Origin of the sequence: Oculatella sp. LEGE 06141 (assembly GCF_015207605.1) — a bacterium.
GTDB lineage: Bacteria > Cyanobacteriota > Cyanobacteriia > Elainellales > Elainellaceae > Oculatella.
Genome location: NZ_JADEWO010000004.1, coordinates 83,824 through 97,742 on the forward strand (window position 1 = coordinate 83,824; position 13,919 = coordinate 97,742).

General features: G+C 50.3%; 11 protein-coding genes. 3 read left to right on the forward strand and 8 right to left on the reverse strand.

The window, feature by feature from the left end:
* Positions 1-82 precede the first annotated feature (82 nt).
* Both IQ268_RS04580 and IQ268_RS04585 read left to right on the forward strand, forming a co-directional pair.
* Positions 83-904 carry an ABC transporter permease gene (locus IQ268_RS04580; RefSeq protein WP_370584645.1) on the forward strand — a complete coding sequence of 274 codons (822 nt, stop codon included), beginning with the start codon at positions 83-85 and terminating at the stop codon, positions 902-904.
* Between the two features lie 129 nt (positions 905-1,033).
* Positions 1,034-1,843, forward strand: a complete 810-nt coding sequence (locus IQ268_RS04585) for an ABC transporter permease (RefSeq protein ID WP_193876018.1) — start codon at positions 1,034-1,036, stop codon at positions 1,841-1,843.
* Between the two features lie 17 nt (positions 1,844-1,860).
* Here the strand turns inward: IQ268_RS04585 and IQ268_RS04590 are convergent, their stop codons facing one another.
* The 3 genes from IQ268_RS04590 to IQ268_RS04600 form a co-directional block, all read right to left on the reverse strand.
* A complete protein-coding gene (locus IQ268_RS04590; RefSeq protein WP_193876020.1) occupies positions 1,861-2,910 on the reverse strand; it encodes a hypothetical protein in 1,050 nt (349 codons plus the stop codon).
* Positions 2,911-3,032: 122 nt separating this feature from the next.
* Positions 3,033-3,944: a heterocyst differentiation master regulator HetR gene (gene hetR, locus IQ268_RS04595; RefSeq protein ID WP_193876022.1), complete on the reverse strand. Its 912-nt coding sequence runs from the start codon at positions 3,942-3,944 to the stop codon at positions 3,033-3,035.
* A gap of 923 nt (positions 3,945-4,867) precedes the next feature.
* A complete protein-coding gene (locus IQ268_RS04600; protein ID WP_193876024.1) occupies positions 4,868-6,694 on the reverse strand; it encodes an FAD-dependent oxidoreductase in 1,827 nt (608 codons plus the stop codon).
* Positions 6,695-6,759: 65 nt separating this feature from the next.
* Here IQ268_RS04600 and IQ268_RS04605 point away from each other — a divergent pair, with 65 nt between their 5' ends.
* Positions 6,760-7,833 carry a zinc-dependent dehydrogenase gene (locus IQ268_RS04605; protein WP_193876026.1) on the forward strand — a complete coding sequence of 358 codons (1,074 nt, stop codon included), beginning with the start codon at positions 6,760-6,762 and terminating at the stop codon, positions 7,831-7,833.
* 74 nt (positions 7,834-7,907) lie between these two features.
* Here IQ268_RS04605 and IQ268_RS04610 read toward each other — a convergent pair whose 3' ends face one another.
* The 5 genes from IQ268_RS04610 to IQ268_RS04630 form a co-directional block, all read right to left on the reverse strand.
* Positions 7,908-8,606, reverse strand: a complete 699-nt coding sequence (locus IQ268_RS04610) for a Mo-dependent nitrogenase C-terminal domain-containing protein (RefSeq protein WP_193876028.1) — start codon at positions 8,604-8,606, stop codon at positions 7,908-7,910.
* 90 nt (positions 8,607-8,696) lie between these two features.
* Positions 8,697-9,788 carry a glycosyltransferase family 1 protein gene (locus tag IQ268_RS04615; RefSeq protein WP_193876030.1) on the reverse strand — a complete coding sequence of 364 codons (1,092 nt, stop codon included), beginning with the start codon at positions 9,786-9,788 and terminating at the stop codon, positions 8,697-8,699.
* 36 nt (positions 9,789-9,824) lie between these two features.
* Complete coding sequence (locus tag IQ268_RS04620) at positions 9,825-11,651, reverse strand: sulfotransferase family 2 domain-containing protein (RefSeq protein ID WP_193876032.1); 1,827 nt, start codon at positions 11,649-11,651, stop codon at positions 9,825-9,827.
* Positions 11,652-11,732: 81 nt separating this feature from the next.
* Complete coding sequence (locus IQ268_RS04625) at positions 11,733-12,524, reverse strand: ABC transporter ATP-binding protein (RefSeq protein ID WP_193876034.1); 792 nt, start codon at positions 12,522-12,524, stop codon at positions 11,733-11,735.
* A complete protein-coding gene (locus tag IQ268_RS04630) occupies positions 12,521-13,312 on the reverse strand; it encodes an ABC transporter permease (protein ID WP_193876036.1) in 792 nt (263 codons plus the stop codon). Before IQ268_RS04630 ends, IQ268_RS04625 begins: the two co-directional genes overlap by 4 nt.
* Between the last annotated feature and the right edge of the window lie 607 nt (positions 13,313-13,919).

Genomic DNA, 13,919 nt, shown 5'->3' on the forward strand with positions numbered 1-13,919 from the left:
GTCAGCGCCTTCTTCTATTTCAGGCCGGCTAAAACCTGGTTCAGAATGGAAGCGTAAATTGAAGCGTTCACTAGAGCCGCTGATGTTGCTGGTACCTGCCGGTGCCTGGCTGCTGCTGCTGTTAGTAGCGCCTTCTTTAATGATTTTGGAATTTAGCCTGCATCCAGGATTGCGTCCTGGTCAAGCGTTTGGAGCCTATGGGTTAGGCAACTACCTGCAAATTTTTCAGCCAATTTACCTGCAAGTCATTGGGCGATCGCTCTATTTTGCGATCAGTAGCACCCTGACATGCTTGCTGTTAGGGTTTCCAGTGGCCTACTGGATTGCGGTCATGGCTCCTAAACGCTGGCAAAATTTGCTGCTGGTTGGGTTCGTTTTGCCGTTGTGGACATCATCTCTGCTCCGCTCTTACGCCTGGATTACGATCCTTCGACCAACGGGTGTACTCAATACTCTCCTGAGTACGATCGGGCTACCCACGCTGGATCTGCTCAATCAGCAGAGTGCGGTTTTGATTGGGCTGAGCTATAACTTCTTGCCCTACATGGTTTTAATTCTCTATGCCTCATTAGAAAAGCTGGACAAGCGGTTGTTAGAAGCTGCTGCCGATTTAGGAGCCAACCCGCAACAGGTCTTCTGGAAGGTTACAGTTCCCCAAACGTTACCCGGCATTGCGGCTGGGTGTTTGCTTGTCTTTATTACCAGCCTGGGCGATTTTGTGGTTCCGGAACTGTTGGGCGGAGCCTCTAGTATGACCGCTGCCCGCTTAATCTATAACCAGTTTCTGGGGGCAACCCGCAACTGGGGCTTTGGTTCGAGCTTGAGTATGCTGCTAATTTTGGCCGTTAGCGTTTCGATCGCTCTACTGATTAAATACGGCGACCAAGAGCCTGAACGGTACTGATGGTGCTTTTGCAAGCAAGACTGTGCAGCAAGATTTTGCAGCAAACCAATGGCTCTTTAATGCGGTCGCTTTGGCGTTACGGTCTGACGGCTGATGCACGTTTCCCCTCTCTTTCGACGTTGACATTTTATGAATAAGCCTCAACTCAGTCAAAAACGCCCGTCGTGGCAGCTCATGCTGACGCTGCTGATGTTTGGGTTTATGTACTTGCCCATTCTGGTGCTGGCGTTCTATAGCTTCAACGAATCGCGTTACAGTGCGGGTTGGGGTGGGTTTAGCCTGCGGTGGTACAAGAGCTTATTCAACGATTCGCGGATTTTAGCAGCATTGCAAGACAGTTTAACGGTGGCGATCGGTGCTGTTGCGGTTTCGGCCGTTTTAGGAACGCTTATGGCGGTTGGCTTAGCCCGATACGAGTTTTTTGGGAAAGGGTTGTACCGAGGGGTTTCCTATCTGCCGCTGATCATTCCAGATATTGCGATCGCCGTTGCTACCCTGGTATTTCTGGCCTCCTTTGCCATTCCCTTGAGCCTGTGGACGGTCATTGCCGCTCACATCGTTTTCTGTCTAGCCTACATTGCTCTTGTGGTCTCGACCCGGTTAGCCGGTTTGAACCCGCATCTAGAAGAAGCCGCTCTGGATCTGGGTGCCAACCCACGGCAGGCTTTTGTTCAAGTATTAATGCCTGAATTAATGCCTGCGGTTATTTCGGGATGTTTGCTGGCGTTTGTCCTCAGTATGGATGACTTCTTGATCTCCAGCTTCACCGCTGGCGGTGGTACCAACACGTTGCCAATGGAAATTTTTAGCCGGGTTCGTACTGGAGTCAAACCGGATATTAATGCGCTCAGCGTTGTTTTGATCCTGGCATCCGGCACGATCGCTTTTATCGCTGAGTATATTCGCTTTCGCAGCAGTCAAAGACGGCTGAATCAATGATCGGTTTAACAGTTGGCTCAAGGATTTTGCTCTAACCGCGACCACGGGATCAGAGGTTCTGCCGCAATTGCCTGTGCTACGGCACGGGCACCCTCCTGATTGAGATGGCTAGGATCGGCAAAGTAATCATTTTGGTCGAGCCATCGCAGGCTCAAGTCATAAAAGACAAAATTCTCCTGCGCGGCCAGTTGCCGCATGTATCGCTGGAACTGTTGCTCATAGTTACGACGGTCTGCATCCAGGTAATCTTGAGTCAGGGGCAAACTAACAAAGACTAAGGGAATTGTTTGGGCGTTTGCAAAGCGGGCGATCGACACGGTGGCAGCAGTCTGGGTTCCATTGAGGCGAAAGGAACTGTAGTTTGTGTCGTACTGCCCTGAAACCCTCGGACGTTGCTGATAATACGTGGTCGGATCAAACCGCTCTGCTACAGACTGAAACCCAACTGCACTCAGATCGCTAACCCCCCGGAGACGGCCAGCTAAACGCACCTCAGGCGTTTCTACGGTAGGCAAGGGACGATCGCCTGTTTCTAAGCGCTTGTACCCTTCCGATGCGACGATGCCGTTATAGGTCACATCCAACCGACCACTGTTGAAGGCGCGAGAACCATCTGCCCAAATCAGCAGTTTTGGTAAATGGTCTGGTAACAAAATCCGTTGCAGCACCAGATCGATCACCTGAGCTGTTGCGCCGTTGATGCTAAAGTTGTAGACCCTTGACTCCGGGTAACCGCGATCGCCCAATGCCTGCTGTAATACCACTGGATCAACGCCTTGCAACGCACGGGAACTGCCCACCACCAGAACATCTGGTGCCCCAACAGCATTAAGGTAGCTGGCATAAATTTGCAGTTGCTGATCGAGCCGCTGGCTGTTGAACGAGGGGTAAACCGGAACATCGGGCAGGAAGCGATCGGCTGGCAGCAAGGGCGGCAGCGGGCTATTTAACCCTGAGCGAACCGTTGGCGATCGCTTCATTCCTGTTGCTTCAGCCAGCCCACTGCTGCCAACGAACCCTACTAGGATCAAGACGCTGGTGGGTAGAACTATGAGACGTTTCATCATGTCTTACACCCTCACAACTGGCGCACTGACATGCTCCAATGGCAGTGTGCCAGCTCTCTTTGCGGTTTGAGAACTGGTTTTTAAACTAGCTACCACCCGTCATTCAGGCTACTGATGCCGATTTAGGAAACCGAAGGGTTTTCCTTTGGCCCCACTACCATTTGCAGAATGAACGGAAACCCACCAACTTTATGATAACGGTCAGCCCAAGCTCGAATCACTTCATCCAATTCCTCAAGCGCCTGCTCCAGGCGTTCGGGCGGAATGTCTAATTCCTCTAAGATCCGAACGGCTGTAGATTGCCGCTCTGCCCAGTCTCTCATTAAGCGGAAATAACGAGCCGTATCTTCCACCATGATATAGGTGCGCTCTTCTTCATCGGCTGGAGAGTACGATGCACGGGTCAGCGCGTAAAAGGGCATTCCCCAGGGAGAATCAATCCGAGTGACTGTACCAGAGTAAATCAAGCGACGTTTGATGTGTTCTGCTAACGCCTCGCTCAGGGGCATCTGCCGTTCGGTGGGCAAGTCTTCCTGAGAACGAGCGTGCAAAAACTCAATGATGTCCATGAACTGAAACGAGTTGATCAGCTGGGCATCGGGCAGATTGGGGGGCAGTTTTTCCTCGATTTGCCGCTTCTCTTCAGAGGTAAGGCTAGAACTGGAAATGCGCGATCGCCCCGGTTGCCACGAAAATTGTTCAAGCCAAACATAGGGTAGCTGAATCAGATAGCGTGGTTCCTGCGACCCCAGCATCTTCATCAATTTGCCTTCAGTCAGCGCCTGGCGCACTTCTTCGACAATGACTTTGACCCGTTTAGGCTCAATGTGGTGCAGGTGCCCCGTCATACGCAAATTTTGATCCTGCTCCAGATACGTCATGTAAATGGCGCACTTTGCAGCCGTTGCAGCCGCATCCAAGAATGCACCATGTCGATGCCCACCAGTACGCATGGCACTAAAAGCCAGATAAAGCATGATCTGATCCATTGCACTGGGACTAAGGCGTTTGATCAGATCGACGTCGTTGGTCATTTTGATGACAATCGTGAGGAGTGTATGGACAAAGAAAATTTGCTACAGGGAACAGCTTAATCTTACGGCTTCTTCTGCGGATTAGAGAGACTACCAGTAAAGATCACTCGACTACTTCGGCTACTGAAACCCCTTTTAATTAGTTTTCCCAGAAGGAAATCAGAGCCAAGGGTCAAATCGTATGATTCAGCCAAAAAGCTGAGTTTTGTTCTAAAATTGCTCTAATTCTACCCTAACGTGTGATTGACAGCCTAAGCACACTGTGACAGGTCACGACGGCCGCTGCCTCGATGCGAGTACTGATTATCCATAGATGTTTCAGACGCGAGTTCCACGGGCGACGAATTGGATGCAAGGGCAGCCACAACATTGGTAGAAGATGTACAAGAACTTCCCTGGGGGCTGATAGAAATTGAAGAAACTAGCAAACTTGCTGCAATAATAGAAAAGTAGGTAGGCATGAAAGGTTTCCGTGTCAGCATTACTACTTCTTGATACGGAACCTCCAAGGGTGGATCAGGAAAACCAAATAATATTTGCCAGGGCAGGCTCGCAAAAGGGCTTGTGTCCTGGATTTTAGGCTCTAAATTAGAGGTTTAGAATTGTTTCTAGCGGCTTAACTTGCAGAAGCTAGAGTAGATCTGTTCGCATTCCTGTTTCCTAATGGATTCAGGATGTATCAACTTACGGCAGGTCTCAACCGAGTCAGCCACAGTCTCGCCAAGATGGATGTGGGGTGTAGGGTTTGAGGCGTGGCGAATGCAACTGAAAATGGCTGTATGTGCTGTTCTAGAGCGCGGCTGCATTGTCCGCGAACTCTCTGCTTCCGCGAGGCGTTGAGTGGTATCCGGGCTGTCCAACCGCGGAGGTTGAGGAAGCGTCTGAAGTTACTCAAAAGCCAGGGCGGTCATTCGACGCAGCTATCAACTCGGTTCATAGCACAGGACTGATTCTGGAGAACTAATTGGCTCAATTCGGTTGACGACGATCCACTTACCGGAGCGACTTAGGTTTCCCCATGCCCGAACGGGTTGGGATGTTACACATCTTTGCAGTTGTTGATCAATCTCTGCATCCAGTGTGACTAAAGCAAAGGATTGCTCTCTGAACGGTTCAGGCTCGGCCAGAATGAGTTGATAGGTTTGCTCCCCTTGTCGCTGAAAAAGACCTGAAAAGACCTGACATCGGGGCGTTGGAGCGATCGCCTTCTGTTGAACGGGCTGTAAGTTAGCGCAATATCCATTGCTGGGGTACTGATCTGGATGGTGCAAATAATGCTGCTGCCAGCTCGCCCAATCGGGATGGTTTGGCGGCAGGTTGAATAGAGGCACCACGGCGGCGGGCGCAGTTGGTTCTGCCAGCAGAGCAGCCTGCAAGGCAGTCACAGATAATTCTCTTGGTTGGCAACCCTGTTCGACACATAACGCTGCTGCCATGCCTGCGGCTTGACCCACTCCCAAAACAACAGGCTGAAGCCGAGTGGCACCGTTGGCGATGTGAGACACCGATATATTTTTGTCGCACGCCAGCAACCCATCTATGTGGGCAGGAACTAAACTGCCGTAGGGAATGGTGAACGGTGTTCCTGTCCAGCGTCCTCCCCAACGGATGGACTTCGCGGCTAAGGCAAAGCTAAACCCTGGATAGTGATGGTCGTTGGGATAGTTGCCAATGGCGATCGCCGTTACCTGGTCTTTGGTGAATGGTAGGGGCGCTATATTCGTTTCCGGTAATGGCAGGATGTGCGGCTCTGTGACGGTTGTTAATCCTTGCAGACGGCGGCTTTCTCGATAGTAGGGGTGTAGCGCATAGGCTCCTCCCCCCAGTGCCGATGGCGTTGGAAAGGTGCTACTGGCTAAACCATACCGTTGCCCCAGTTGGGCTTGAATAAACCGGGCAAAGCTTTGGGAGTGCCAGCGAGCCTCTTGCAGAAATTCGTGTCGTGCCGTGGCCGATCGCACCAATCGGTCTAACTCAACGCCGTAGTCGTTGCCGTGTTGAGGCCAGTTCAGCATGAAGCGATCGCCCGGTAGCCGCCCATAGTTGAGAAACTGCTCAGGGCTATACCCTTGCCACGCGGCTGTAAATTGCTCTGGACAGTCGGTTGGTGGGGCTGAGATGGTCGGCACAGCCGCTGCTTCACCAAAATCTTGCAGCACGACGACCCAGGTGGGAGCCTGAACCGGGTAGCGCTCAGTCATGGGAGTGGGCTGTGGTGGAGCGCTCGGCTCTTCCCATTCTGGCTGCCATTCCCATCCCCAGCGGTAGGGAACATCCGCTAGAGCCAGTAAATCCCCCAATTCCGTGCCATCGAGTGTAATGGCTGCTTCTACAGTGAGATTGGCGAAACGAACTCCGGTGACGCGATCGCCCCGCTTTAGAACCTCTAATGGTGCCTGTCCAGCAATCCAATGCAGGTTGGGCAGCGCTTGCACCCAATCGGCAAAAATCTCGGCACCCATTTGGGGATCGTAGGTGAAAAAGCTTACCCAGGCGTGATCCAATCCCTGGGGCTGTCGTCGCTGCAATTCGTGCAAAAACGCGCCCCAAATCCCGGTTTGAAACGCAAGTAACTCATTACCATCGGGGGCACTGACCCCTGCGGCGGTCAGCATTCCGCCTAACCACGCAAATTCGCTAACCAACACGGTATTTGCGCCGCGCCGTGCGGCTTGAATGGCCGCTGCCGTTCCTCCGGTGCCGCCCCCCACCACTAAAACGTCTGCCTTAAGAATCTCGCTGCTTCCCATGCTGACTCCCTACACCCCACTGCTTAACAGTGGTACAGTCTATCGCAGGAGGGTAAAGGAGCAGTATGAAAGCGCAGGTTTTTAGAGGGGTTAATCAACTGAGCTATGAGGAGATCCCCACTCCAGAAATTGGCTCAGACGAAGTGCTGGTGCAGGTGCAGGTTGTCGGGCTGTGTCAGTCAGATATTAAAAAGATTCGCTACCCGCTATATGAACCGCCTCGCATTTTTGGGCATGAGACCGCCGGGGTTATTGCAGCCGTTGGCGCAGATGTTAAACACTGGCACGTAGGGCAACGGGTGGTTGTGCTGCATCATATACCGTGTATGCACTGCGGCTATTGTCTGAACGACAACTTCTCGATGTGTGACGTGTACAAAACGATTACAACAACAGCAGGGTTTGCACCCAGCGGCGGCGGATTTGCCGAGTACGTCAAGGTGCCGGGGCATATTGTTCAGCATGGTGGCTTGCTCTCTATTCCCGATCACATTAGTTTTGAGCAGGCCAGTTTTGTGGAACCCACAAACTGCTGCCTGAAAGCGGTTAAAAAAGCAGACATTACTCCGGGGCAAACGGTTCTGGTGACGGGAGCAGGGCCAATTGGGCTGATGTTTATTATGCTGGTGAAGTATTTTGGGGCGAAGGCGATCGCCACTGACCTGCTGCCGTCGCGAATTGAGAAAGCGCTCAACGTGGGTGCCGATGCCGCCTTTGATGCCCGTGACCCTGATCTGTCTGCCAAGGTGCAAGACCTGACCCAGGGCATGGGAGTCGATACCAGCTTACTGGCTGTTCCCAGTGAAAAAGCATTCTTTCAAGCGCTGGACTGCACCCGCAAAGGCGGCAAGATCCTATTCTTTGCCGAGTTTCCAGACGAAGTTGAAATTCCGATCAATCCCAATATCCTCTACCGTCGAGAAATTGACTTGATGGGAAGCTACAGCTCATCCTATCGGGTGCAAGCCCTGGCGGCTGATATTGTGTTTAGCCAAAAGATTGATGTAGACGCACTGGTGAGCGATCGCTACCCGCTGCGAGAATTGGCGGCTGCGGTTGAACGAGCGGTGACTCCAACTCCAGAAACACTGAAGATTTTAATCTATCCTCATGAGTCGTCGGCTGTGAGCCTGGACTAGCAGTGGGAGTGAGAGCATTCAGTTGCTTGAATGCTCTCGCTGCTGCACTCTGGCTAAATTACACTCTGGCTAAATTAAATATAGGGAGAGACATCTTCCTGGCACTCATCGGCCAGGTAAGACAACGCGCGGAACCGCAAGCCTACCAACTGTTCATACAGCGGGTTGAGTTTACACAGGGGTGGAATGTGAACCACCTTGCGACCAAATAGCTTAATGTTCCGTTCAAACGGGCACTGAGACGGAATCATTTTGCAGAGAAAGCGGGCAACGCGGGGATCTTGCACTTCTAGTTCGTCCAGCCAATCCTTCACGGGATGGAGCGGATTGGGAGAAAGGGGCGGCCTGAATAAGGCTGGCGATGCCACTCTGGTTTCAGTCGTCGTAGACGCGGTTCCTGTCGGTTGTTGCAGGGTTGAGCGCAGCGACTCTAAAATAGCGGGACTTTGCCCCAGTGCATGACAGAACTGCTGAATCACTTGATCTTCGGCAGCGGTGTAGATTCCGTCTGCGATCGCCACCATGACGGCCGTTCTAAAAAAGTTTTCGACTAGCGTGGCATCGCTGCCTAAATCGGCTACTAGATCCTCAGGTGAGATGGGTTCTAGTGTCCCCAGATCGGTTTTGGGCGCGAGTTCATCCTGTGTCAGATCGGCAATCAAGCGTTGCTCAGTTTCATCAAAATCTCCGTCTGCCCAAGCAATGGTCAAGAGACCTCTTAGCCAAGCTGCAACTTGCTCGCTTGTGTAGGGAGATTGAATAGTAGTAGCCATGAATTTCCTACCTGACTAAACTTCTCTTAATTGCACCTCAGTTAAATTCTAGCCTTCGTCTCAACTTAACTTGTTGTAACACGATGCACATTACAAAAATTGCCGCAAGACTTCAGCCGTCTGTTGCCCGGTTTTTCTCCAGCTAAATTGGCTGGCTCTGGCTAAACCAGCGGCATGAAGCTGCGCTCGTACTCCGCTATCCTCTACTAGCGATCGCATTGCGGCTGTGATCTCAGTCGTGTTGTACGGATCGATCAGGATGGCAGCATCCCCTACCACTTCGGGCAGGGAGGAAAGATTGGACGTGATGACGGGAGTGCCACAGGCCATTGCTTCGAGAGCCGGAAAGCCAAACCCTTCCCACAGGCTGGGAAAGACTAGCGCGATCGCCCGGTTCAGCAAAACGGGCAGTTGGTCATAGGCCACGTAATTTAAGAACTTAACCCGCTGATTCACCCCTAACTCGTCTGCCTGAGCTGCCAGCGTTGGCGTGTAGCGTGGGTCGGCAGGGCCAGCCAGCCACAGTTCACAATCCTGGTGGGGGAGATGGGCAAAGGCTGTGAGCAAACGCTGTACATTTTTGTAGGGATCGTGGCGACCAATGTAGAGGAAATAGGGGGTAACGGCGGCATCATCCGGTTGATCGAGGTTGAGCGATCGAAAGTTTTGCTCATCGTATGCCAGCAAAATTGGAGTGATTTGGCTATGGCTTAAACCGAAGTGGTTTTTAACATCTTGCGCGGTCGATTCGGAATTGCAAATAACATGTTCAGCCTGCGCTAATACCTGAGGAATGTAATAGCGACAGTAATAGGTTAACGGTGATTTCCAGTTAGGAAACCGCAGCGGAATTAAATCGTGCATCATGACAACATAGCGGCATGATGAGGCGATCGGTGCTTCTGGTACAGGTGAGAAAATCAGGCGCGATCGCAGCTCACGGTAAATGTTCGGCAGTTGAAACTGAGTCCAGAGCAAGCGCCGCAGGTGCCCTGCCCGGCCATGTTCTGCACTGAGGTGAGTGGGAATCAAATATGGGTTGTGTTGCGCTAACGTCGGCTGTGGAGTCAGGAACGTTGTTTCTGGAATGTGCCAGTGGGCAACGAGATTTTGAGCATAGGTTGCTATGCCTGTTGGCTTCGTGCCCACCACTGACAAATTGACAAGTAAAGAATTTGTCACATCACTCGCTGCCGTTGCGCCGTTAATCGCGTCTGCTTACTTCGACTTTTTCAACCGTTGTTTTACGGCTTGTCGCTCTTTTTGCTGCTTGATAGAGGCTCGGCGAGCAAAATATCTGGCGTAGATTGGTTTGACTCGCTTCTCTAAATAGAATTTGAGGCGATCGACATACACCGAGCGAACGTGAGCAGAGAGATACGATAATCGCGGTAAATCTTGACGATTGGAGAAAACAACAAAGACTTCGTTCGCAAAAACGGGCGTAAACCGACGCAAAATCAGCTTGAGCAGAATGGAACTAATTTTGTCCATCATGCCCTTGTGTAGAACAACCCAGTCAAAATCCATCTTGCCGTTGAAGATGGCGCTATAGTCTTCTACTGGGTTCGGCACCGCCATACTAAAGGCCAGAGGCGCCAGGACTTGCTCCTGGGGTTTGAGGTTGTTTTTGATGAAACTGGCAACGTCTTGCCAGGGACCGTTGTTAAACAGATGAGCCAGGATGCTTTTTTCTCGCTCTTGCCCCACTGGGAAAACATTGACGCTGTTAATCGCTAAACCGACTAAACGAGCGTCATTTCCAAGTGGATTGGCATCTTTTAGGGAGATAACGCGATCGATTTGAAACTTGAATTCGGTAAAGACCTTGCCCGTATCCAGCAGCGTTTGGGATAGCTTGCCCCGCAGAATTCGTTCGCCCAAATCGCTGTGTAAAACGCCTAGCTCAATGGGATGACCATTCACTTCCAGGGTCAGACCGTCTAAAACATCAGCGCCCGTTACCCAGGTGCAAATGACGCGAAATTCCACAATCCGATCGCCTGTAGTGGTCACGGGCAAATCGAGCGTTGATACTGTACCTGGCCCCATCCAGCGATAGGCTAACCCGTCGCGGGGACACTCGCGGCGATGCCATCCGGTTCCTTTTAGCGGCTCGCAAAAGTCGTAACATACCGCATCTGCAACGGGGACTTGCTGCTCCAGGTACCGTTGCTCGTAGTGGTTTTCTAGCAGATGGCGCAGCGTTTCAAAAGGCAAGGGTTCAGCAGGCGGTTCAGCAGATGTGGCGATCGCATTCAACACCAGCGAATCATCGGACGGGCTGGCATATCGACTCAGCAAATTCTGCGTCATGTCAGTGAATCGCTCGTTGAAGATCTCCTTGGCATACTCGTAGATTTGAATATCTAACTGAGAATGCTCCTGGATCACTTCAAGCGTGCCGGCGGGAAGCTGCTCACGGGGCGTTTTAGACTTCGCGGCATTTTCTTTGCGGCTGTTTAAAATAGGTTTCCAGCCAAAGATATAAGACAGTAAGAATAGTGAATCCTGGAACCGCTCCAGCAACCCCACATAGGCAAACTTTTTCAGGCTCTCTTTGGCAATTTCGAATGCCTCGTCGGGCGGCACTCGCTCAATATCAAACTTCGCAGTTTTTGCTAAATAGTAGGTTTGAATATTTTTGCCAACCCGTCCGGCGGTCATCTTGGTGGTGTACTCTTCTAGCGTCATATTCTTGACTGCCGCATAGTGAGGATCACCTGGCGTTCTACGAATGTATTCGTAGTGCGAAATCACTCTAGAAACGGGTTCTCTTAAGACCGTGACATTGACAAAGTTCTTATTGGGTAAGAGGCTATGCAAATCAACAAACGCTAAATGGCCTCTGAACAGTTTGTAGGTTTGTAATGCTTCTGGAGAAATATCAGCAACCTGAGCGGTGAGGGTGGCAGGGCAGATATCCTTACAGTCAAAATAGTCTTCAACGATCGTTCTAAATGTCATTCCGGCTGTTTTGGGGATATGACAAAAATAGAAGACATCTTCTTCTTTGAGATTGTATTGTGCCGGAAAGTCTTTCATATTCGCCAGCGCAGTTTGCCCTTTACACCAAAAGTTTGCGATTTTCAGTTAGCGTCTTCAACCCAACAGAACCAACAGTTATTAGCTACTGCTAAATTCAACGTTCTGGGGTATGTCGCCTAGATCAACTTCTACCCCTGCTGCCTTGCAATATTGTGCTGCAATTTCATAGGGATGACCCACCATTTTAACGGTGTGGTCTTCTATCCACATGGCGCGATCGCAAATACTGATCACGCTGGAAATAGAATGCGACACTAAAACCATAGTGATGCCACTTTCTTTGAATGCCATCATCTTGTCAAGGCACTTTTGCTGGAATTTGATATCTCCAACGCCTAGCACTTCATCGATTAAGAGAATTTCCGGATCGAGATGAGCGACGACAGAAAACCCTAACCTGGCAAGCATACCGCTGGAATAAATTCGGATCGGATGGTTGATAAAATCACCCAACTCTGAGAAGTCAATAATTTCATCGAGCTTACTCAGAACTTCTCGCCGAGTTAACCCCATTAAAATGCCGTTGAGTACAATGTTTTCGCGACCCGATAATTCAGGATTAAATCCGGCTCCGAGTGCCAATAAGGGAGAAATTCTCCCCCGCACAACGACCCTACCTTCATTAGGGCGAAGGACACCTGCAATTAAGCCCAACGTTGTACTTTTTCCCGCTCCATTGCGACCAATGATGCCAAACTTCTCGCCCCGGTACACATCAAAGGAAATGTCGCGAAGTGCTTCAAATCGCTGCGATCGCATTGCTCTCAAGTTTCGAGGAAAATTGAAGAGAACGTTCTTAATTCCTCTGACATTAGTGTAGAGCGGATAATGTTTACTAACGTTATCAAAACTAATCACCGGCTCTCTCATACTACTTCGGCAAATCTCCAAGAGAGTTTTCTATAAACAAAATAGCCCAACGCCAAAAAGGCGAGAGCGTAAGCAAAACTAATGGCTGTGTAAGCTAGATTGAACGTACCGAACAGAAACAGTTCTCTCCAGCTAATAATGAGGGGGGCAACTGGGTTAAGTGGAATAAACGCCTGAAAGCGCTCAGGAATTAATTCAATGGGGTAAATAATAGGCGTGAAGTAGAAAACGAAGCGCATGACAACATCGACCAGCCGTTCGATATCGCGCAAGAACAAATTTAATGAAGAGAGAACCAGAGATATACCATACACCATCATCAAATGAACGGCGAGCAGAATGGGAATACCAATGATCCAACTGAGGGTAGGTGCCCCACCGTAAATAAATACAAAAAGCAAAATAACGGGCAGTGATAGGATGAAATGAATCATATGATTCAAGATCATAGAAAGCGGAATAATAATTCGAGGAAATTTGACCTTTTTAATTAAAGGAGCATTGCCTAAAAACAACCTTGGAGATGACCCAACCGAGTTAGCAAACCACTGCCAGGGAAAGATACCGGAAATCAGCATTAATGGGTAGTTAGCTACATCTACCCGCATCACAATTCTGAAGGCAAAAAAATAAACGCAGGCAAAGGCTAAGGGGCTGGCGATCGACCACAAATACCCTAATATTTTGCTTTTATATCGAACCTTGATGTCTTTTTGAACAAGGACAAAGAGAAGGTCTCTATAGTTTTCAAGTTCTCTACGGCTTCCTAGATGTTTTACTCTACTCATGTTCAATAACTAGTCCGTTCTCATTCCTCATTCACTCGTCTCAGATATCATGCCCCGGTTGAGCCTGAACTAATCCGGAACTGAACCCAACCCTGCATTGATAGCAGCCATCTTGCCGAAATCAATTTCTACGAACGAACTGTAAACGGTTGATTGCAAGATGCCAATCCCCAAAGCCTGATAATACTCTACTCTGCCAAGATACAAAACAGTTCAAGCATGGAAGGGGTTTATCAGGAGGCGATCGCCCGCAACTCTGCTACTGCTCACTGGCTTTACTGCCCTGTTTGACGACCACTCCAGGAAGGAGTTCCGTGCTGCTCTTTGCCGAGAACTGCATCTGTTTTAGAGCCAGGAACCGTATCTATACTAAGAGGTTGCTTTAAAGGTGTTGATGGTCACTCGAACCGCTCTCTTTTCTGGCTGGCCGCAGGCGCTCTGTCCCCACTTTTGAAGGGCTTTGAAATAGAGCGGGTTCGCAAGTGAATTGGGGAATTTGGGGACGAGTGCAGCGCATTTACCACTTTGCAAACATCTACCACTTTGCAAACATCTTATAAATTGTCAGCTTGTCAGCCTGGATAAACCAGGATGCCCATTGGCTTTG